The following is a 20,950-nucleotide window of genomic DNA, read 5'->3' as shown; positions in this document are numbered from 1 at the left end:
AAATTATTACTTTTTCACCGTGTATCTTCATTTTTCCGTGATAGAATTCACATTAGATAAGAATTAATATTGATTGGAGAAAGTAGGGGTAAGAATTATGGAAGCGTTAGTGCTGGCAAGACTTCAATTTGCGGCGACGACGATTTTTCACTTTTTCTTCGTTCCTCTGTCCATCGGTCTCGTTCTGCTGATCGCGATCATGGAGACGATGTATGTCGTCAAAGGCAAAGAGGAATACAAGCGGATGGCGAAGTTCTGGGGGAAATTGTTCCTCATCAACTTTGCCGTGGGCGTTGTCACCGGGATCATTCAGGAGTTCCAGTTCGGGATGAACTGGTCGGATTACTCGCGGTTTGTAGGTGACGTGTTCGGTGCCCCGCTGGCGGTGGAGGCTTTGTTCGCCTTCTTTATGGAATCCACCTTTATCGGCCTGTGGATCTTTGGCTGGGACCGGTTGTCCAAAAAGGTGCACATGATTTGCATCTGGCTGGTGGCGCTGGGAACGACGGTATCGGCATTCTGGATTCTGGCCGCCAACTCCTTTATGCAAAGACCGGTTGGCTACACGATCAACAACGGACGGGCGGAAATGAACGACTTCTTTGCTTTGATCGGCAACGGCCAATTGTGGGTGGAATTCCCGCACACTGTACTGGGGGCCTTTGCTACCGGCGCATTCATGATTACGGGGATCAGCGCGTATAAAATGCTGCGCAAGCAAGATGTTCAGTTCTTCAAAAAATCGTTTACGATCGCGGTCATTATCGGCCTTGTCGCATCGTTCGGCACCGCGCTGGCCGGTCATCAGCAGTCGCAATACCTGGTGAAAACCCAGCCGATGAAAATGGCGGCGGCGGAAGGACTTTGGGGCAAGAGCGGCGACCCCGCTCCTTGGACGGTTTATGCCCATATCGATACGGATAATGGAAAGAACAATTTTGAGATTAAAATTCCGTATTTGCTCAGCTTTTTGTCCTACAGCCAATTTTCCGGCGAAGTCAAAGGGATGAATGAGTTGCAGGCGGAGTACGAGCAAACTTACGGGCCCGGCGATTATATTCCTCCGGTAAAAACGACCTTCTGGAGCTTCCGGATTATGGTCGCGGCCGGATGCTTGATGATTCTGCTCGGCATGTACGGCGTATATCTGGCTTGGCGCAAAAAGCTGGAGCGGCCGAATAAATGGTATTACCGCTTGATGCTGTGGGGGATTTCGCTTCCGTTCATCGCCAATACGGCGGGTTGGGTAATGACGGAATTCGGCCGTCAGCCATGGACCGTATTCGGTCTGATGCAGACGAAGGACAGCGTGTCGCCGAGCGTAACCTCGGGACAATTATTGTTCTCCCTGATCGCTTACTGCGCAATTTATACCGCTCTGGCGATCGTGATGGTTTACCTGTTCGTGAAAACGATCAAGAAAGGCCCGTATGCCGAAAACCACACGGACGACAAATCGACGGATCCATACGGTAAGGAGGGATACCATGCTGTCTCTTAATGAGCTTTGGTTTGTGCTTGTGGCCGTCTTGTTTATCGGTTTCTTCTTCCTCGAGGGCTTCGATTTCGGGGTCGGCATGAGCACGCGTTTTCTGGCTAAGAATGATATGGAGCGCCGTGTGCTGATCAACTCGATCGGCCCGTTCTGGGATGCCAACGAAGTATGGCTGCTCACCGCGGGCGGCGCGATGTTCGCCGCCTTCCCGAACTGGTATGCAACGATGTTCAGCGGGTATTATACCCCGCTTGTCGTACTCCTGCTCGCGCTGATTGCGCGCGGGGTGGCGTTTGAATTCCGCGGCAAGGTGGCGAACGGGAAATGGAAGGGCACATGGGATGTCGCGATTTTCCTCGGCAGCCTGCTGCCGCCGTTCCTGCTCGGCGTTGTTTTCTCCGGCTTGATGAAAGGCCTGCCGATCGACGGCGATATGGAAATGAAGGCCGGCTTGTTCGATATGGTAAATCTCTATACCTTGGTAGGCGGCATTACGGTCGTCGTTCTCTGCCTTGTACACGGACTGATGTTCGCTTCGTTGCGGACGACGGGAAGTCTGCAGGAACGGGCGCGCAAGCTGGCCCGCAAACTGATGATTCCGCTCGCGGCACTGTTTGTGATTTTCGGCGTGATGACTTATTTCCAAACGGACGTGTTCAAGGTGCGCGGCCTGGCTCTGGTCTTGCTGGCCGTTGTCGGCGTGGCCTGCTTCCTGCTCGCGGGCATGTTCATGTCCAAGCACAGAGACGGCTGGGCTTTCGGAATGACCGGCGCGCTGATCGCGCTCTCGATCTCCTCCGTCTTCGTCGGGCTGTTCCCGCGGGTCATGGTCAGCTCGATCAGCGAGACATTCTCGCTTACGATTCACAACGCGGCTTCCGGCCATTACTCGCTGAAAGTCATGACGATCGTAGCCCTGACCTTGCTCCCGTTTGTGTTGGGATATCAGATTTGGAGCTACTTTGTTTTCCATAAACGCGTTCACGAAAAGGAGCATTTGGAATACTGATGGACCGCGAACTTTTGAAAACCAAAGGCATCAAGCCGGTGCTCGTCATCATGGCCGGCTTGACCTTGATTCAAACAATCGCCATCCTATGGCAGGCAAAATGGCTGGCGGAGGTCATCTCCGCCCTGTTTGCCGGCGCCAAGCTGCAGGAACAAGCCGGCGGGGTCGGCTTGTTCCTGCTTGCTTTTATGGTCCGGCAGATCAGCGGCATGCTGATGCAAAAGACGGCGTACCGCTTTGCCGAGCGGACCGGATTGGAGCTGCGGAAGCAGGTGCTGTCCAAGCTGTTTGAGCTGGGACCGCGTTTTGCCGGGCAGGAGGGCACCGGCAATCTCGTCACCCTCGTGCTGGAGGGAGTGACGAAATTCCGCAATTATCTGGAATTATTCCTGCCCCGCATGCTGGCGACGGGGATTACCCCGGTGCTTGTACTGATCTATGTTTTTATGCTGAATACGACTTCCGGAATTATCCTCGTCGTGACGATGCCGATCCTGATCGTCTTTATGATCCTGATCGGTTTGGCGGCGCGGAAGCAGACGGAGCGCCAATTGCAGACGTACCGCACGCTGTCGAATCATTTCGTCGACTCGCTGCGCGGGCTGGAAACGCTGAAATTTCTGGGACGCAGCAAGGGTCACATCCGTTCCATCGAACGGGTCAGCGATTCCTACCGCTCCGCGACGATGAAGACGCTGCGCGTGGCATTCCTGTCATCGTTCGCGCTCGATTTCTTCACGATGCTGTCCGTCGCTTCCGTGGCGGTAAGCCTTGGGCTTCCGCTGATTAACGGGAAGATCGAGCTGCTGCCCGCGCTGACGGTGCTGATCCTGGCGCCGGAATATTTCCTGCCCGTGCGCATGGTCGGCGCGGATTTTCATGCGACACTCGACGGCAAAGAAGCGGGCGCGGCGATGAGAGCCATTATCGGCGAAGCCGAGAAAGAGGCGGCCAAGGCGGCGCCGGTTCCGGCGGGAGCCGTGTTCGAGTGGACGCCGGACAGCTCGCTTAAGCTGCATGAAGTGGGCGTGATCCATGAACAGGAGGGGAGGCCATCCGTGCAGGAGGTCAATCTGACGTTCGGGGGAATGCGAAAGATCGGTATTATCGGTGAGAGCGGCGCGGGCAAATCGACGCTGATCGATGTGCTGGGCGGCTTCCTGCGCCCGACTTCGGGAAGCGTCGAGCTGAACGGGACGGTGCTGGGGGATTTGAGCCCGGCGGGCTGGCGGAATCAGATTACGTACATCCCGCAGAAGCCTTATATTTTCAGCGGTTCGCTGGCGGATAATATCGCCTTCAACAAACCGGACGCCGCGCGGGCCGAAGTGGAGCGGGCGGCGGAGGCGGCGGGGCTCGGTGCGCTGATCGCGGACCTGCCCGGCGGGCTGGACGAGCCGATCGGCGGCGGGGGCAGACCGCTCAGCGGCGGTCAGGAGCAGCGCGTGGCGCTGGCCCGGGCGCTGCTCGGCGAGCGGCCGATCCTCCTGCTCGACGAGCCGACCGCGCATCTCGATATCGAAACGGAGTATGGGCTGAAGGAGACGATGCTGCCGCTGTTTGCGGGCAAGCTCGTCATTCTGGCGACCCATCGCCTCCACTGGATGCGCGATATGGACGAGATTATCGTCATGGATCAGGGCCGGGTGGTTGAGACGGGTACGCATGAAGAACTGATGGCGGGCAAGGGAGCCTATTATCAATTGGCGGTAATGCAGCGGGAGGGATTGTGATGAACGGACGGGAAGAGCGGTGGATCGCTCCATATTTTCGTATATACAGCGGCCGGTTTGCGCTTTACCTGATCCTCGGCGTGCTTACGCTGCTGGCGGCGTCGATGCTTATGTTCACCTCCGGCTTTCTGATTTCCAAATCGGCGACCATGCCTTACAATGTCCTGCTCGTTTATGTGCCGATTGTCGGCGTGCGGGCGTTCGGCATCGGCCGCGCCGTCATCCACTATGTGGAGCGGCTGGTCGGCCATGATGCGGTGCTGCGGATTCTGTCCAAAATGCGGGTGCGTCTGTATCGCATTCTCGAACCGCAGGCGCTGTTCATCCGTTCCCGTTACCGGACCGGAGACATTCTCGGTGCGCTGGCCGACGACATTGAGCAACTGCAGAACGTATACATCCGCACGGTATTTCCCAGCCTGATCGCGCTGGTACTGTATGCCGCGGCGGTGATCGCGCTCGGATTTTTCGATTGGACCTTTGCGCTGCTGATCGCTTTGTACATTCTGATCCTGGTCGCGGTGCTGCCGTATGTTTCGCTCCGGCTGACCCGTAAGGTGGAAACCGAAGTAAAGCGGGAGCGGAACGGGCTTTACCGGAAGCTGACCGACGCGGTTATGGGCATAGGGGATTGGGTGATCAGCGGGCGAGCGGCCGACTTCCTCAGCGAGTATGAACGGGATGAAGCGGCCGTCATGCGAAAAGAGCGTAAACTGAAAGCATGGGCCCGCTGGAGAGGGGTGATCGGCCAGCTCGTCGTCGGCATTGCGGTCGTGTCGATGATCTACTGGTCCGGCACCCAGGTGGCTGCCGGCCAACTCGACGCGACGCTGATCGCCGCCTTCGCGCTGGTGGTCTTTCCGCTCTCCGACGCGTTCCTCCCGGTCTCCGAGGCGGTTCAGCGCCTTCCTGAATACCGGGAGTCGCTGAACCGGCTGGAGCGGATTTCCGCCGGGGGCCGGGATGAGGCGGGAGCGGCGACACGGCCGGCAGCCGTGTCATCGGAGGCGGCCAGCGCCGCCGCCGTCAGCGCGCACCTGCGGCTTGAGGCGGTGCGCTTCGCCTACGGCGCCGGAGACGGGAACTCCGTCGACGGCGTGACGCTGGACATCCCGCAGGGCAAGCGGGTGGCGGTGATCGGCCGCAGCGGGGCGGGCAAGTCCACGCTGCTGAAGCTGATCCAGGGGGCCATCGCCCCTACGGAGGGCGCGGTCACCATCAATGGCCTGCCGTCCGCCGCCTACGGCGATGACGCCATCCCGCGGATCATCTCCGTGCTGAACCAGAGCCCGCATTTGTTCGACACGACGGTGGCGAACAATATCCGGCTGGGCCGGCCGGACGCGGAGATGGAGGAGATCGCCCGCGCGGCGGAGCGGGCCCAGCTCGGCGGCTTGATCGCTGAGCTGCCGCAGGGCCTGGACACGCCGATGCGGGAGACGGGCCAGCGCTTCTCCGGCGGGGAGCGGCAGCGCGTGGCGCTGGCGCGCGTGCTGCTGCAAGACACGCCGGTGCTCATTCTCGACGAGCCGGCCGTGGGGCTCGACCCGCGCACCGAACGCGAGCTGATGTCGGCCATATTCCGGTCGACCGCCGGCAAGACGCTCATCTGGGTCACCCATCATCTCGCCTTTGTGGAAGAGATGGACGAAGTCATCTTCATGGAGCACGGCCGCATCCTGATGCGCGGCACTCATGAAGAACTGATGGAGCGCGAGCCAAGATACCGGAATTTGTACGCTTTGGACCGGCCGGAAGGCTAAGGCTGAAGGATTCGAAGCCCGAAGTCCGAAGTTCGAAGTTCGTATAGCTTCCTTCACGCAAAATAACTGTAAAACCTACAGTTATTTCAGCCTAAATCGAGTAAAAAGAAGATTTAACTGGAAAACCTCCAGTTAAATCTTTGAAATAAGCCACATAGGCCTGAAATCGGCTAAATTACCTGCATGTTTTCCAGTTAATTAAGGCGGCGATCCGGTTCTGCTCAAATTAACTGTATATTTTCCAGTTAGTATGATCAGAAAGCCGATAAGAAAACGGTTAGGCACGGGAAACCTCCCGAGCGCCTAACCGTTTTTGCATGGACATTCTCCCTTATCCGCTTTATCTTACGTACCGGGCCGCCCATCCGTACAGTTTTGGCTTATAGCTTATGGCTCGATTCCCCATACCAGCGTGCCGGCAACATACCCGGTCACCTTCGGAGCATCCGTATACGATGTGGAACTGGCGTTGAAGGAATAATCGTCGCTTTGCGAATAATTGCTCCAATCCGCTTTGGAAATGCGGATTTGCAGATCAATGCTCTGTCCGGCGGCCAGGCTTCCGGCGGCGGAAGTAAAGCCGAACTCGGCGTAATAGTCGGCCCCCGTTACGGCGGTCGGCAGTTTGACGAACGCGCCGGTCACATTGGCGCTGCCGACCTGGGTCCAGTCGCAGAAGAAGTTTTGCGCCTTATCGCCGTCAACGGTGTAATAGTAGCGAAGCTTTACATCGCTCAGCGAGATTGCCTCCGTGCCCGTATTGGTCAGCTTGATCCGCGGGCTGATCGTATTGGAAGCCGATTGCAGCGTGCCGTTGAACATTTGCACCTGGAGGTCTCCCGCCGGTGCGGAGGTCGTATCCACGATCGTCAGGTGGAGCACCCGGGAAGGCCCGGCGCTGAACTGGAAGGTCAGATCGAGCGCTCCGGTCGGCTGAGCCGCAAGATAATCGCTGAGCAGAGTGACGGTAGAGCCGGAAACGGTGTAGTCGGTCCCTTCCGTCAAGGCTGTTCCGCCGCTCAAAATGGCCGATAGAGTATTGCCGTTCAGCGTCAAGGCGACCGGGATATCGGCCTGGTTTTCGGCCTTCTTGTCAAAGGTGGCGGTCGTTGGGGATATTTCCGACCCCGCGACGGAGCTGTCGTTGATGGTCACCGTCAGGACGGCGTCGGCTCCGGCGCTGAATTGGAACGTCAGGCTGAGCGTTCCGGTCGGCCGGGCCGCAAGGTAGCTGCTGAGCAGGGTAACGGTGGAGCCGGAAACGGTGTAGTCCGTCCCAGCGGTCAAGGCCGTTCCGCCGTTTTTGATGGCGGCCAGCGTATTGCCGTTCAGCGTCAAGGTGACCGGAATATCGGCTTGGTTGCCGGCCTTCTTGTCAAAGACGGCCGCAGTGGGCGAGATCGTGCTGCTCGGCACCGGTTCGGCCAAAGTGTCGCCATACACGATGCCGAGCCCGTTTGTGCCGACATAGACCCGCCCGAAAATTCTCGGGTCACCGGTGATCGCCATGTTGGTCGAAGCGTATTGATGCTGGTCGTCGTTGATTCTGATCCAGCTTGCCCCCGCGTTGTCGGAGCGGAAAATGCCCCGTACGCCGTCGATTTTGGCGCTGGTGTAGAGCGCCATATAATTGCTGCCTTCGGCGGCCTTGCCGAAGCCGATTACGTTCGCTTCCTGCACATTGGCTAGGCGGGTAAAGGAAGCGCCGGAATCCGTCGAGTGCCAAAGGCCGTATACTCCGCTGTTGCTGCTGCCGCCGGCCAGCCAGATATCGCCCTCGATACCGGGAACGGCTTTGAACTCCAGGTCCCCTTCGGTCGGAAGCCCGGTTGCCGCCGTTTGGGTAAAGGATGCGCCGCTATTGGTACTCACATAGAATTTACCGGCCGACCAGGCGTAAAATTTGCTGGAGTTGACGCGGTCGGAGGCGATTTTGGCTCCCGCCGGAACCCCGGTGCTGGCGGTCCAGGAATTGCCGCCGTTCGTGGAGTAATACACGCCCACGTCCGAAGTGCTCCACAGCAGGGCGTTGCCGCTGGCGGACAAGGCGACTTCACCGCCGCCCGTCGTGCCGGATGGCTCACTATTGCCCTCATACCAGTTGGAGCCGCCGTCCCGGGAGAAGCCGATCGCTTTGGCGTTAGGGTACTTGGATCTATCCGGTTTGCCCACCCGGGCAATGAAGGCGGGATCAAGCTCGGCATAGTCGAGATCCGTCGTATTGTTCGGATTGGTAAACATTTTGGCCGGCGCCTGAGTCAGATCGTCATGACGGAAGCCGGTAACATCGAGCAGCCCGCTGAGGAGATGCGCTCCTGACGGAGGGCTTAGCAGCTCGGCGACCGAGGTTTCCTCGATCCCTTTGGCCATGACGGTCAGATTGATTTTGTTGCCGTCATCCCAGTCCGTAAGGTTGTTCGTGCCGTAAATCGTGGCCCCTGTTCCGTACATCATCCGGTCGGAATTGAACGGGTCGATCTCCAGATCGCCGATCATCCAGCCGAGCTTGGGCGTAATTTCGGGCAGGGTAGGCTGGTCTTCGAAATCGAGCCATGGAGCTGCCGAAATATCCTGCGTATACCGGAAGGTCCGGCCCGGATAACCGTCAAAGTCCCAAATCCGGGTCCAAGTAGCCCCGCCGTCGGTGCTGCGGAAAATGATCGCATCCGGCCACCAGGAATTCAGCGAGGCGACCATAATCGTATTCGGATGCTGAGCGTCTACCGCCAGACCGCCGTATCCGAAATAATTGTCGCTGCTGCTGGAAGGTATGGGGCTGATATTGGTCCATACGCCGGTCGTCGTATTGAATTTCCAGACATCGCCCTTGGTGCCGTCGTACGGGCCGCAGCCGTCGCTGTAGGAAATGTAAAGATGGCCGTTGTCGGACAGGACGCCGTGATGCGGGAGGTAACCTGTCGGTTGCCCCGGCACGGCCGACCAGGTGACGCCGCCGTCGGTGCTGCGGTATACGCTTTCATTTTTGTCGGCGACACCGACATAAATCGTTTGAGTAGCTTGTCCCGATGTTCCGGTCGATGGATCGAAGGTGATCCAGGCCAGACCCACGATATCGCTTTGGTATTCGTTATCGGGATTTTCCACATAAGTCCCCGGATTAGGGAAGCTGGTTACTTTACTCCAAGTGGCGCCATAATCGGCGCTTTTCCATAATCCGTTGCCGCTGCGGGCTCCGAAATATAAGACGCTGTTCTTGTTGGGGTCGATGGCGAGGCGCTCTCCCATCGATCGTCCGGGCATATTCCCGCCAACCTTGAAGGGGAGGGACGCTTCCTGCCAGGTTTCGCCGCGGTCGGTAGAACGCAAAATGCTTCCGTTATGCGGATCCCAGCTATTGGTGTAAGTCCCCACGGCCAGGTAGAGTCTGTCGGGATCCACCGGATCGGTAGCCAGCGCATCCACCCCCGTCTTGCTCCATTCGTCCATGCCGACCCAGTCCAGGAGTTGAATCCAACTGTTATCGTCCGGATTCCAGCGGTAAGCGCCGCCGATATCCGTCCGTGCATAGATCAGGTTCGGTTCCGATTCGTTGAAAATGATACCCGGCACAAAGCCGCCGCCGCCGCCCGTCACGACCTTGTTCCATTCATAGTTTTCGGTGCTTGCGGCTTCGGCCTTGTCCGGCAGACCGGTAAAGGCCGTCCCTGCGATAAGAACGGAAAGAAGCAGAAGATAGAGTCCTTTCAAGCTCTTTTTTCTTGTCACACAAAAACCTCCCAATGAATTGATTGAATAAGTCCGGCTAATCAGGAATTACGGCTGAAGCATATCATGTAATATTCCGTTCGGCTGGCATTAGCGTGCTGCGGGCATCACCACCTTTAAAAGTTGTTGGGGTAATTTGGAAGCGCATTCAAATAACGATTTGGGCAGGGTAAAATCTATTTTGCGGTTTCGATTGCTAAAACGAGAGATCGGGATCCGAAGAAGAATAGTCGAAGAGGGAGGAATTATATGATTGAAACGGAAGCATGTCCCATGAACATTCGTTCATAGACTACCTTAATTTAGAAATTTAGTCAATATAAACAATTAATTGTAAAAAATCATTCATAATCAGCCAAAAAATGAGCGGATAGTAAGGCTAGTTTTAAAATACGGAAAGGACGGGTAAATAATCAAAAAGCACGACTGCAGCCGAATACAATTGACCCAACAGGTTAAACTATGAGCAACTTCACAAGTTACTTTAAGAATGTTAAAACCTGATGACTATTTTTGTGGAAAATATGTTACAATTGTTGTTGGGTTGTTCAAAGCTTAATTGTTCAAATTTTCACTAGACATGAGAGCTGAAAGGGGGATTGGGGCCCCGGATACCCCAAAATTCAAGCATTATTAAGGCTTATTGCAAAGGAGAATTGGTATGTCAGATTCGATCACAGAAACAAATTCTGTTCAAGAAACGAATGTTTCGGCCAACGGCAATGCTCAAAAGGATATTGTCGATCAACTGCTCAAACCCGAGGTTCAGGAATCCTTGACCGTCCTCGTACAGCAGCTTCCCAAATTGACGGAGCTCGTCAATGTGTTGACGAATTCGTATGATTTCGCCAAATCGATGGCTACGGACGAAACTTTCAAAAGCGATATGGTCGGGGCCATCTCGGAGATGGCGGGTCCGGTTAAAGATAAAGTCAAGCACTTGGCGGCCAACGTAATCGAGGCGAAAGACCGCGCCGAAGCCAGCCAGGAAGTGATCGGCCTTTTTGGTTTGCTTAAAATGCTCAAGGATCCGGAAGCACAGAAGCTGTTCCGTTTCGTAAATGCCTATCTTCAAGTTGCGAATGAAAAGAACGGCCGCAAGTAAGAATTTGTACTGAACTATTAACTCAATTTGTTAGAACGGAGGACGGAGAATTACTATGTCTAAACATATTGTTATCCTGGGTGCCGGTTACGGCGGAGTACTGAGCGCTTTGAACGTTCGGAAATACATGAGCAAGGAAGAAGCGCGGGTTACCGTAGTCAACCAGTATCCTACCCATCAGATCATTACCGAGCTGCATCGTCTCGCGGCGGGCAGCATTTCCGAACGCGCGGTGGCTTTGCCGCTGGATAAGCTGTTCAAGGGCAAAGATATCGATCTTCGCATCGCCAAAGTAGAGAATTTCTCGGTTGACAGTAAAGAAGTGAAGCTGTCCGACGGTACGAAGCTCTCGTACGATGCGCTGGTTGTAGCTCTCGGCAGTATCACCGCTTACTTTGGTATTCCGGGACTGGAGCAGCACAGCATGGTGTTGAAATCGGCCGACGATGCCAACCGCATCCACCGTCATATCGAAGAGAAAATCGCGGAATACGCCAAATCCAAAAATCCGGCGGACGCTACAATCCTTATCGGCGGCGGCGGTTTGACCGGGGTTGAGCTGGTCGGGGAAATCGCCGACAAGCTGCCTGAATTGACCAGAAAACACGGCATCGACCAATCCGAAATTAAATTGCTGCTTGTGGAAGCAGGACCTAAGATTCTGCCGGTTCTGCCGGATGTCCTGATCGAGCGCGCCACGGCTAGCCTGGAGAAACGCGGCGTGAAATTCCTGACCGGGCTGCCTGTAACCAATGTCGAAGGTAATACGATCGACCTGAAGGACGGACAAAAGATCGTGGCCAACACCTTCGTTTGGACCGGCGGCGTGCAAGGTCATCCGCTTGTCGGAGAATCGGGTCTGGAAGTCAACCGCGGCCGCGCCACGGTCAACGAATTCCTGCAATCCGCTTCGCATAAAGACGTATTCGTCGCCGGCGACAGCGCGGTATCCTTCGGACCGGACGGCCGTCCGTACGCTCCGACCGCCCAAAACGCTTGGCAGATGGGCGAGCTGATCGGTTACAATCTGTATGCTTACCTCACGGGCCAGCATATGGAAGAGTTCCATCCGGTCAACTCCGGTACGCTGGCCAGCCTGGGCCGCAAAGATGCGGTAGCCACGGTCGGCGCCAACAACACCGAGCTGCGCGGACTGCCTGCAACCTTGATGAAGGAAGCCAGCAACATCCGTTACTTGTCCCACATCAAGGCACTTGACGCTTTGGCTTATTAATTCAAGAAGCCTGCGCCTTATACGATACGAAAAGAGCCTTCACCCTTGGATCGTTCATCCGATCCGGGGTGAAGGCTCTTTTTAATATCGATTTCGATCTAAGTGTATTATTATACAACGCCGTGGGCGATCATCGTATCGGCCACTTTCAGGAAGCCGGCGATGTTGGAGCCGACGACGAGGTTTCCGGCATGGCCGTACTCCTCGGCGGCATTGACGCTGTTATTGTAAATGTTCTGCATAATATTCTTCAGCTTGGCGTCAACTTCTTCGAAGGACCAGGCCAATCTTGCGCTGTTTTGCGCCATTTCCAGGGCCGATACGGCGACTCCGCCGGCATTGGCGGCCTTGGCCGGTCCGAAATACACGTCATTTTGCAGGTACACTTCAATGGCTTCCAAAGTGGAAGGCATGTTGGCGCCTTCGGCGACGAATTTTACGCCGTTGGCCACGAGCTTCTTGGCCGACGCTTCGTCGATTTCATTTTGCGTGGCGCAAGGGAGCGCGATATCGCAAGGAATGCTCCAAATATCGTCGCAGCCTTCATGATATTCGGCGGAAGGATGCTCGCTGACGTACTCCTTGATCCGTTTTCTTTCCTCTTCTTTCAGACGTTTTACGGTTGCCAAATCTATGCCGTTCTTATCGTAGATATAGCCGCCCGAATCGCTGCAGGCCACCACTTTGGCGCCAAGCTGCTGGGCCTTTTCGATCGCGTAAATCGCCACATTGCCCGAGCCGGAGACGACGACCGTTTTGCCCGCAAAGCTTTCGCCCTTCGTTTTCAGCATTTCGTCGACAAAATAAACCAGTCCGTAACCGGTGGCTTCGGTACGAGTCAAGCTACCGCCATAGGTAAGCCCTTTACCGGTCAATACCCCGGCTTCGTTTCCGCCGCGCAGGCGCTTGTACTGGCCGAACATGTAGCCGATTTCTCTGGCGCCCACGCCGATATCGCCGGCAGGCACGTCGGTGTCGGGACCGATGTATTTGTAGAGCTCGCTCATGAAGCTTTGCGTAAATCTCATCACTTCGTTATCGGATTTTCCTTTGGGATCGAAATCGGAGCCGCCCTTGCCGCCGCCGATCGGAAGTCCGGTCAAGGAATTTTTGAAGATTTGTTCAAATCCGAGGAATTTGATGATGCTGGCATTGACGGAAGGGTGGAAGCGAAGGCCGCCTTTATAAGGACCGATCGCGCTGTTGAATTGGACGCGGAAGCCGCGGTTGACTTGTACGTTTCCTTGATCGTCGAGCCATGGCACGCGGAAGGTGATCAATCTTTCCGGCTCTACGATTCTTTCCAGAATCGCTTGTTTCCGGTACTTCGGCTCCTTGGCGAAAACAGGGATAAGCGAGTCGAGAATTTCTTTGACCGCTTGGTGAAATTCGGTTTCTCCGGGATTGCGTTTTTTGACGGTTTCATAAACCTCATTCACGTATTGCTGTGCTGCCTGAAGCTCGCTGGTTTGAGTTGTAATTGCCATGGTTTCTCCACCTTTCATAAATGCAACAATATGATTTTTGTCTCTTTCACGATTTTTCTAACTTACATTGTAATATTGATGTAATATTTATTCAACGCTTTATTGTGATGAAGTTGATAAAAATTTGCTATGACCCGTATAAATATAAAAAGACGCCTCACGGCGTCTTTAAGTATGCGCTTCTTTCATTCGATTATTCCCGCGGGAAGCGAGAGTTATTTCTTCTCGACTTTATTCCAATACGTAATTTGCTCCAGCGGCAAACGAACCGTACTGCGAGCCGGCTTGGCGGCTTTGCCGACAGCGATCAGCAGAAGCGGCTTCAATGTATCGGGCAGGTTATAAGCTTCCGAGAATTTATCGGGGTTAAAGCCGCCCATCGGTACGGTGTCATAGCCTTTGGCTTTGGCGACCAGCATAAATTGCATGGACACCAAACCGGCGTCCAGCAGATTGACTTGATGCAGCTTCTCCGGTCCCATGCCGCCGTATCCTTTATTCAGCCGCTCGACAAAGGCGGTCTTCGTCGCTTCGTCCATAAAGCCCGCCTTTACGGTGCTGGAGTATATGTTCTCGGCTTGCTCGAACGATTTCAGGTCGCCCAGTACGGCGATAACGGCGGAGGCGTCGAGGACTTGCTGCTGGTTATTGGCGATCGGATACAGCTCTTCCTTTAACTTTTGGTCATCGATCACGAGAAAGCGCCACGGCTGCAGATTGGAAGAAGACGGCGCGGAAGTGGCCAACTCCAGCATCTCGCCGAGTTCCTCTTTGGAAATTTTAACGTCCGGGTCATAGGCGCGCACGGAATGCCGTTCGCGCAGCACAGTATAGAAATCGTTCAAATTCAGAGTTGCGGTCTCATTCACACTCATAAATCCAACTCCTCCTCTTTATTTAATGATCATATTTTGGTAAACACAGTATATTATCTAACTGTACGTATTTCAACTACAGTTTTTTGCGTTAGTTGTCCCTTGAGATCGGGGTAAATAACCGCTAGGCTTAAGGAGAACAATCAACACGAAATGCGGATATAGAGGAACGGGTAAATACAATACAATTAAAACTTCAGGAGGCGAATTCAAATGGATTTGAACATCGGAATTGTAGGCACAGGCTGGTTCAGCAAGGTGCACGGCGACATTTTGGCGGGGATGGACGGAGTGCGGGTCGCGGCCGTCAGCGGGACAAGCCTGGCGAAAGCGGAGTCGCTCGCGGAGCGTTATCCCGGTGCCCGCGGCTTTGCCACACTGAAGGACATGCTGGACGGAACGAAACTGGATGCCGTTTATCTCTGCGTTCCGCCGATGGCTCACGGCGAAATCGAGGCCGAGCTCATCGAGCGGGGAGTCCCGTTTCTGGTGGAAAAGCCGCTGGCCGCGGAGCTGAGCACGCCGCTTGAAATTTTGAACCGCCTGGAACAAAAGCCGCTGATTCACTCGGTCGGTTATCATTTCCGCTATAAAGCTTCGATTCAAAAGCTGAAGGAAGCCTTGGAAGGGCGGGTTATCGGAATGGCGCTCGGCGCCTGGATGGGCGACATGCCGCAGGTTTCCTGGTGGAGAAGACAGGAGGGCTCGGGCGGACAGTTTATCGAGCAAACGACCCATATCGTCGACCTGCTTCGCTATACCGCGGGCGAGGTGGAGGAAGTATATGCGTCTTATGCCAACCGCGTGGTGCACAACCGGTTTGAAAATGTCTCCGTCCCCGACGTGGGCACCGTTACTCTCAAGCTGAAAAGCGGAGCTATCGCCAATATCTCCAATACTTGCGTATTGCCGGGCGGCGTCGGCGAAGTGGGGCTTAGCCTGTACACCGACAAGGGGATACTTGGCTGGAACCCGGATCGTCTGGAAATCACCGGGGCGGAAGAGAAGAATACTTATACTATGAACGACAATCCCTATATGAAGGAAAGCGAAGCCTTTATCCATGCGCTCCGGACGGGCGACAGCTCCGGGATTCTCTCCAGCTATGCGGATGCCGTAAGAACGCAGCGCGTTACTTGTGCGGCGCTGGAGTCGGCCGCTTCCGGCAAGCCCGTCCAAATTGAAAATTAAAAATTTGAATAAATTGTGATGATTTTTGAAGTGAATTGTACCGAATTTTAGATTTGTAATTGCAATCACAATTCTCTTTCGGCAGGAATCTTATCCTTGACTTATTGAAAGGAAGGGGGAGGTTCCTTAATGAAAGGGAACAAGGCTCAGAACTCATTTTTGAAGGGTGTGCTTATATTCACCCTTTTAATTAGCTTCACGATATTGATCGCCGGCGGCTTCTGGATCTTTAAGACAAAGGCGCCGACACCGCTTGAAGTCGTAGACGGCCAAGGGAACGTGCTGACGACGCAGGAGCGGATTACCGGAGGGCAGGCGGTATTCCAGAAATACGGTCTGATGGACTATGCCACCGTGCTGGGGCACGGCTCTTATCTTGGGCCCGACTACACGGCGCAATCGCTCAAAATCGTGACCGACGCGATGCACGACGTAAACGCTCAGGCAAGCTACGGCAAACCTTACGCCGAGTTGAGCGAAGAGCAGCGGACCGTCATTTTTGAGCAGGTCAAACAGGAGATGAAGCAGAACCGTTACGAGAAAGGGACCAAGACCCTGGTGCTGACCGATGGTCAGGCGGAGGGCTTGAAACGGGTGCGCGCCTTTTACGATAAAGTATTCACCGAAGGCGACGGGCTCGGCATCAGGCCGAATTTGATCCGCGACGACTCGATGCCGGAAAATAACCGGGCCTACGTGGCGCCGGGGGATATGCGCGAGCAGATCGCCGACTTCTTCTTCTGGACGGCCTGGCTGTCCGGGACCCAGCGCCCGGGCGATACGATCACCTATACCAACAACTGGCCTTATTTCGAAGACGCGGGCAATACGATGTCTTATTCCGCGATGCTGTGGAGCGGGGTCAGCATGACGCTGTTGATTCTTATCCTCGGCCTGATTCTGTATGTTTACAACCGCTACAAATTGCATATGCACGAAGCCTATGAGCCGGGGAAATTCCCGGTGCTGGATTTGCATAAAATGCCGGTGACGATCAGCCAGGTGAAAGCGGGCAAATTCTTCCTGATCGTAATTTTGCTCTTCCTGGTTCAGGCGGTCATCGGCGGGCTGTTGGCCCACTATTACACGGAGCCGAACAGCTTCTTCGGACTGGATTGGGTCGTAGACCTGATACCGTTTAATATTGCCAAATCGTACCACCTACAGTTAGCCATTCTCTGGATTGCGACGGCCTGGCTCGGGATGGGGATTTATGTCGCTCCGCTCGTCGGCGGCAAAGAACCGAAGCGTCAGGGTCTCCTGGTCGACATCCTGTTTTGGGCGCTCGTGTTCCTTACCGTGGGCAGCACAGTCGGCCAATGGCTTGGCGTCAAAGGCTATCTCGGCAACCTGTGGTTCTGGCTCGGACACCAAGGCTGGGAATACCTGGAGCTCGGCCGCTTCTGGCAGGTACTGCTCGTCATCGGGATGGCGATCTGGCTCTATATCGTATTCCGGGCGATCCGTTCCGCGTTGCGAAAGGAAACCGACCGGGGCGGCCTGACGCACCTGTTGTTTTACTCGGCTATTGCCGTTCCGTTCTTTTACATTTTCGCCTTCTTCTTTAGTCCGTCGACTTCGTTCACCTATGCGGACTACTGGCGCTGGTGGATTATCCATCTGTGGGTGGAGGGGATCTTTGAAGTATTCGCGGTCGTTGTCATCGGCTTCCTGATGGTCCGCATGAAGCTGGTGACCAAGGATTCCACCGTACGCTCGCTGTTGTTCCAATTGATTTTGCTGCTCGGCAGCGGGGTTATCGGGATTGGACACCATTACTATTACAACGGTTCGGCGGAAATCTGGATCGCTCTTGGCGCCGTCTTCTCGGCCCTGGAGGTTATTCCGCTCACGCTGTTGATCCTGGAAGCCTATGATCAATACAAAGTAATGAGGGACGGGGGGCATGACTTCCCTTACGCTTCTTCCTTCCGGTTCCTGATTTCCACGGCAATTTGGAATTTGGTCGGTGCGGGCGTACTCGGTTACCTGATCAACCTTCCGGCGGTCAGCTATTTTGAACACGGCTCGACGCTGACGACGGCGCATGCGCACGGTTCGATGATGGGCGTTTACGGGATGTTCGCGATCGCCGTACTCCTTTACACGCTGAGAAATATCGTCAAACCGGAGGCATGGAACGACAAGCTGCTGCGCCTCTCTTGTTGGGGCTTGAATATCGGCTTGGTCGGGATGATCGTCGTTACGCTGCTTCCCGTCGGTTTCATGCAGCTTAAGCAATCTTTTGATTTCGGGTTCTGGTCGGCGCGGGATTACTCGTTCTATCAGGACGGGACAGTCAACCTGCTGCTGTGGCTGCGGATGATTCCGGATACGGTCTTCATCGTGCTCGGCATTTTCCCGCTCGTCTATGTAGCCATCCGTTCGATGTTCCACCTGCGCAAGCCGAATGTGAAAGAGGAAGAAGTGTTTGAATAACAGGCTTAAGCCTGAAAGGGAGTGTTTGCATGGAAATGTCCGTTGAGACGCTCCGCCGTTTCATTCCTTTATTCCGCGAATTGGACGACGGAGAGGCGGAGAAGCTGTGCGGTGCGGCGATAACGCGCTTATTGCCGAAGCGGACGGCGGTGATCCGGGAGGGGGAGGAAGTGGAGGCCGTCTACTTCATCCTCCAGGGTCTGGTGAAGACGTTTCGGACCGACGAAAAAGGCAATGAGCAAATCTTCTCGATCCTCAAGTCCGGGGAAGTGTTCCCGCTCACCTGCCGGTTCGACGAGGACGTCCATCCCGCCACTGCCGTGACCGTAGTGGAGACCCAGCTTCTGTCGGTGCCGGTCAAATTTCTGGAGGGGATGTTTCTGTCTTCATCGGGATTCGCCTATAAAATGATGGGCCTAATGAGCGGGAAAATTCGCGAACTGCAGGATAAGCTGCTGCGTTTCAACCAGCGGAGCGTGGAGGACCGGGGCATCGCTTACCTGATTCAGCTGGCTGAACATTTCGGCGTCGAGCGCGAAGGCGAGGTATGGATTCCGGTCCCCATGACCCATCAGGAGCTGGCAAGCACGATCGGCTTTACGCGGGAATCGGTCAGCCGCCTGCTGACCGGCTTGCGCAAGGAAGGCATCCTCATGTTCAGCCGCAAAGGCTTTATCGTCAAAGATCTGCTGGCTTTGAAAGCGAAGGTTTGCGTGAAAGAGAACTGCCCGCATTGCCGCGAGCTGATGCGCCGGGAGGCGGAATTGGGCGTCCCGGCCCGGTTCTGACTTAAGCGCTCCTCTCACGGCACCTTATGCCGGTATATTCCTGCAAAAGTGCAGTTTTTCAGCCAAGTGAATATGGGAGTAAAGCGATTCCTGCAATTGTGCAGTTATTTTTCGCCTTTCCCCGGTGACCCGGGGAAATTGCGCGAAAAACCTGCACATTCGCAGGAATTTCGCTTATTACACGGTTCTGGCGGGGAAATAACTGCACTTTTGCAGTTTTGGTCCGGACCGCCGTCCGACTCACGGATCGGCGCGCCTCGCCGATTGCGGAGCTCCGGCCAAACCGCTTCCGTTACTCCTTGCACATCTGTTAGTTGCGCTATCGTATATAAGTTACTCTATCCACATCCAACTTTCGTTCGCTATCAGGCATCAGTTACTTCATGCGCCAACAGTTCGCTATCCTATATGAGTTACGCTATCCGCACCCAACTAGCTCGCTATCCGGCATTAGTTGCTCTAGCCGCCATGGGACTGATGCCCACCTGTAGTCTATCTCTCTCCATACCTATTTGCCCGCTTCATACACACAGTCTCATTCCAAGCTCCATGCAAAAAAAGCAGCGCCCAACCGGGCGCTGCTTCTGCTTATATACGCATTACGCACAATTTCAACGCAATGCGGCGTTTCATTTAATGAAATGACAGATCGTAATTCACGAAATGAGGGTCTCCATTCGGCTCCGTGATCGTAACTTCCCCGCCCAACAGCCGGGTCATCTGAACCACCGGTCCGACCAATCGGTCCTTCACGATAACGGCCTGCGTGTCCAGTTCGACCGCTTCGCCGTTCAGACTGGCCAGCGGGTCGTTGACGTTAATGACGAGCTCCTTGTCGCCCCGGGTCAGAACGGCTTTTTTGGCGGCGGCGTCGTAGCTGAATTCCGCGCCGATGCCGAGCGCGAAATCCTTAAGCGGTACGCGCACCTGATCCTTGGCCGTGGTCGGGATTTGACTGAATGGCGCCGGCTGTCCGTCAACCGTCAACGAGAGCGAGAAGACGGGGCCGTTCTCGTTGATGACGAGGCTTTGCACCTGCTGCTGTAACTCGCTGTTGAATTGCTCCACATTATCCCCGGTCACCTTATTCGTTCCTGCGGCGATTTCCTGCGCGATCAGCGAATTGACCTCCGCCGAATGGTGCGACAGATCTTTGTACACGCCGAGATCGTAGGTAATGGAGCTGTCGCTTTGGAAGTCGTAGACGCTGACATTGTCGAAAGCGCTGAATTGCTCGTACATGTACGTTTTCATGGCGAGCTGGTTGGCGAACCGCTCCGGATTAAGGCTGTACCAGACCTGCTGGCGGATAACGGAGTAAGGTGGATAATAGAAAATAAATTCGATTTCCGGGTGGGCCTTGACCAGACTTAGAATATTATCCTGGAAGCGCTGCTTGACCACATCGAGCGACGGCTCGTTTTCCGCTGTGGTTTGTTCCGACAGCCAGGCTTCCTTCCATTTCATCAGCACCGGCTCCGCGCCGTAAACGGCGGAATCTCCCCAATTGTTCAGCTTCTCCAAATCGCGGAATTGGGGGTACTTGTCCTTCGGCAGAAGCATGGCGCCGAAAGCCTGCTTCACATTCGAGACATTGAAAATGTATTTATAGTCGTTAAGCTTGTTGTTATCGTATAAGTAAAACGGAAAAGACGCCTCGTCCCTTACGCTGTTCTCGCGGAGGGAGAAGTAATCGAGCCCCCAGAGCACCTTCTTGACCTGCTCGGTACCGACGGCGACATCGGCGATCATCCGCTGTTCCAGCGCCGTGGAGCCTTCCGTGGACAGCTTCAGCACATGGCCGCCGAAGATTTCTCCGACCTCCGAGGGAAGAAAGTTTTCCGTCATGGAACTGCCGATAATCACCATGTCATAGCTGTAATTCTTGGCCAGCCCCGGGTTTTGATAGCGCTGCTGCCCCGAAAACAGAGGCGTATAAGACGCTTTACGGTATTGCTGAAGAGGGTCGACGGCATAGACGAACGTTCCGACGATCGCGCCGAACAGCACGATAAAAACGAGGAACGAGATCACAAATCGTATGTTCTTCAAGAGGAGACCTCTCTTTCTTACTTTCTTGATAGTAGTATAACTTCTTTACATGC

The 20,950-nt window shown here is 54.9% G+C and carries 13 protein-coding genes; 9 read left to right on the top strand and 4 right to left on the bottom strand.

Translation table 11 applies throughout. The annotated features are described in order from the left end of the window. The first annotated feature begins 97 nt into the window (after nt 1–97). The 4 genes from V3851_RS20850 to cydC are packed head-to-tail and all read left to right on the top strand — an operon-like array spanning nt 98 to nt 6,000. The gene (locus tag V3851_RS20850; RefSeq protein ID WP_331848494.1) at nt 98–1,501 is read left to right on the top strand and encodes a cytochrome ubiquinol oxidase subunit I; all 1,404 of its coding nucleotides are present in this window, start codon (nt 98–100) and stop codon (nt 1,499–1,501) included. Beyond that, nucleotides 1,488–2,504, top strand: coding sequence for a cytochrome d ubiquinol oxidase subunit II (cydB, locus tag V3851_RS20845; RefSeq protein ID WP_331848493.1), 1,017 nt, complete (start codon nt 1,488–1,490; stop codon nt 2,502–2,504). The genes V3851_RS20850 and cydB overlap by 14 nt, the downstream gene beginning before the upstream one ends. After that, a complete protein-coding gene (gene cydD, locus V3851_RS20840; protein ID WP_331848492.1) occupies nt 2,504–4,237 on the top strand; it encodes a thiol reductant ABC exporter subunit CydD in 1,734 nt (577 codons plus the stop codon). Before cydB ends, cydD begins: the two co-directional genes overlap by 1 nt. Next, nucleotides 4,237–6,000 carry a thiol reductant ABC exporter subunit CydC gene (cydC, locus tag V3851_RS20835; protein WP_331848491.1) on the top strand — a complete coding sequence of 588 codons (1,764 nt, stop codon included), beginning with the start codon at nt 4,237–4,239 and terminating at the stop codon, nt 5,998–6,000. The genes cydD and cydC overlap by 1 nt, the downstream gene beginning before the upstream one ends. A gap of 387 nt (nt 6,001–6,387) precedes the next feature. Here cydC and V3851_RS20830 read toward each other — a convergent pair whose 3' ends face one another. Next, nucleotides 6,388–9,726: a X2-like carbohydrate binding domain-containing protein gene (locus V3851_RS20830; protein ID WP_331848490.1), complete on the bottom strand. Its 3,339-nt coding sequence runs from the start codon at nt 9,724–9,726 to the stop codon at nt 6,388–6,390. Nucleotides 9,727–10,387: 661 nt separating this feature from the next. Between V3851_RS20830 and V3851_RS20825 the strand changes: the two genes are divergently transcribed. Together V3851_RS20825 and V3851_RS20820 are read left to right on the top strand one after the other, a co-directional pair. Continuing rightward, nucleotides 10,388–10,831 (top strand): DUF1641 domain-containing protein, encoded by a 444-nt coding sequence (locus tag V3851_RS20825; RefSeq protein WP_331848489.1) that lies wholly within the window; start codon nt 10,388–10,390, stop codon nt 10,829–10,831. A gap of 55 nt (nt 10,832–10,886) precedes the next feature. Further along, the gene (locus V3851_RS20820) at nt 10,887–12,065 is read left to right on the top strand and encodes an NAD(P)/FAD-dependent oxidoreductase (protein WP_331848488.1); all 1,179 of its coding nucleotides are present in this window, start codon (nt 10,887–10,889) and stop codon (nt 12,063–12,065) included. 110 nt (nt 12,066–12,175) lie between these two features. Here the strand turns inward: V3851_RS20820 and gdhA are convergent, their stop codons facing one another. Together gdhA and V3851_RS20810 are read right to left on the bottom strand one after the other, a co-directional pair. Further along, nucleotides 12,176–13,552 (bottom strand): NADP-specific glutamate dehydrogenase, encoded by a 1,377-nt coding sequence (gene gdhA / locus V3851_RS20815; protein WP_331848487.1) that lies wholly within the window; start codon nt 13,550–13,552, stop codon nt 12,176–12,178. A 215-nt stretch (nt 13,553–13,767) separates the two neighbouring features. Beyond that, nucleotides 13,768–14,427, bottom strand: coding sequence for a nitroreductase family protein (locus tag V3851_RS20810; RefSeq protein WP_331848486.1), 660 nt, complete (start codon nt 14,425–14,427; stop codon nt 13,768–13,770). A gap of 213 nt (nt 14,428–14,640) precedes the next feature. Between V3851_RS20810 and V3851_RS20805 the strand changes: the two genes are divergently transcribed. The 3 genes from V3851_RS20805 (at nt 14,641) to V3851_RS20795 (ending at nt 18,845) form a co-directional block, all read left to right on the top strand. Beyond that, nucleotides 14,641–15,618 carry a Gfo/Idh/MocA family protein gene (locus V3851_RS20805; protein WP_331848485.1) on the top strand — a complete coding sequence of 326 codons (978 nt, stop codon included), beginning with the start codon at nt 14,641–14,643 and terminating at the stop codon, nt 15,616–15,618. A gap of 129 nt (nt 15,619–15,747) precedes the next feature. After that, complete coding sequence (locus V3851_RS20800; RefSeq protein ID WP_331848484.1) at nt 15,748–18,057, top strand: nitric-oxide reductase large subunit; 2,310 nt, start codon at nt 15,748–15,750, stop codon at nt 18,055–18,057. Nucleotides 18,058–18,086: 29 nt separating this feature from the next. After that, entirely contained in the window at nt 18,087–18,845 is a 759-nt protein-coding gene (locus V3851_RS20795; RefSeq protein ID WP_331848483.1) for a Crp/Fnr family transcriptional regulator, read from the top strand. A 633-nt stretch (nt 18,846–19,478) separates the two neighbouring features. On the opposite strand, the gene V3851_RS20790 is transcribed toward V3851_RS20795, so the two are convergent. After that, nucleotides 19,479–20,897, bottom strand: coding sequence for a copper amine oxidase N-terminal domain-containing protein (locus tag V3851_RS20790; RefSeq protein WP_331848482.1), 1,419 nt, complete (start codon nt 20,895–20,897; stop codon nt 19,479–19,481). Nucleotides 20,898–20,950 lie beyond the last annotated feature (53 nt).

This window comes from Paenibacillus haidiansis (assembly GCF_036553665.1).
GTDB lineage: Bacteria > Bacillota > Bacilli > Paenibacillales > Paenibacillaceae > Fontibacillus > Fontibacillus haidiansis.
Note: the sequence above shows the minus strand (reverse complement) of the source record. Positions and strands in the feature narration are given on the sequence as shown.

Bases quoted from the DNA above. Each gene is read 5' to 3' on its own strand.
- V3851_RS20850 (WP_331848494.1), top strand. From the start codon at position 98: ATGGAAGCGTTAGTGCTGGCAAGACTTCAATTTGCGGCGACGACGATT.
- cydB (WP_331848493.1), top strand. From the start codon at position 1,488: ATGCTGTCTCTTAATGAGCTTTGGTTTGTGCTTGTGGCCGTCTTGTTT.
- cydD (WP_331848492.1), top strand. From the start codon at position 2,504: ATGGACCGCGAACTTTTGAAAACCAAAGGCATCAAGCCGGTGCTCGTC.
- cydC (WP_331848491.1), top strand. From the start codon at position 4,237: ATGAACGGACGGGAAGAGCGGTGGATCGCTCCATATTTTCGTATATAC.
- V3851_RS20825 (WP_331848489.1), top strand. From the start codon at position 10,388: ATGTCAGATTCGATCACAGAAACAAATTCTGTTCAAGAAACGAATGTT.
- V3851_RS20820 (WP_331848488.1), top strand. From the start codon at position 10,887: ATGTCTAAACATATTGTTATCCTGGGTGCCGGTTACGGCGGAGTACTG.
- gdhA (WP_331848487.1), bottom strand. From the start codon at position 13,552: ATGGCAATTACAACTCAAACCAGCGAGCTTCAGGCAGCACAGCAATAC.
- V3851_RS20810 (WP_331848486.1), bottom strand. From the start codon at position 14,427: ATGAGTGTGAATGAGACCGCAACTCTGAATTTGAACGATTTCTATACT.
- V3851_RS20805 (WP_331848485.1), top strand. From the start codon at position 14,641: ATGGATTTGAACATCGGAATTGTAGGCACAGGCTGGTTCAGCAAGGTG.
- V3851_RS20800 (WP_331848484.1), top strand. From the start codon at position 15,748: ATGAAAGGGAACAAGGCTCAGAACTCATTTTTGAAGGGTGTGCTTATA.
- V3851_RS20795 (WP_331848483.1), top strand. From the start codon at position 18,087: ATGGAAATGTCCGTTGAGACGCTCCGCCGTTTCATTCCTTTATTCCGC.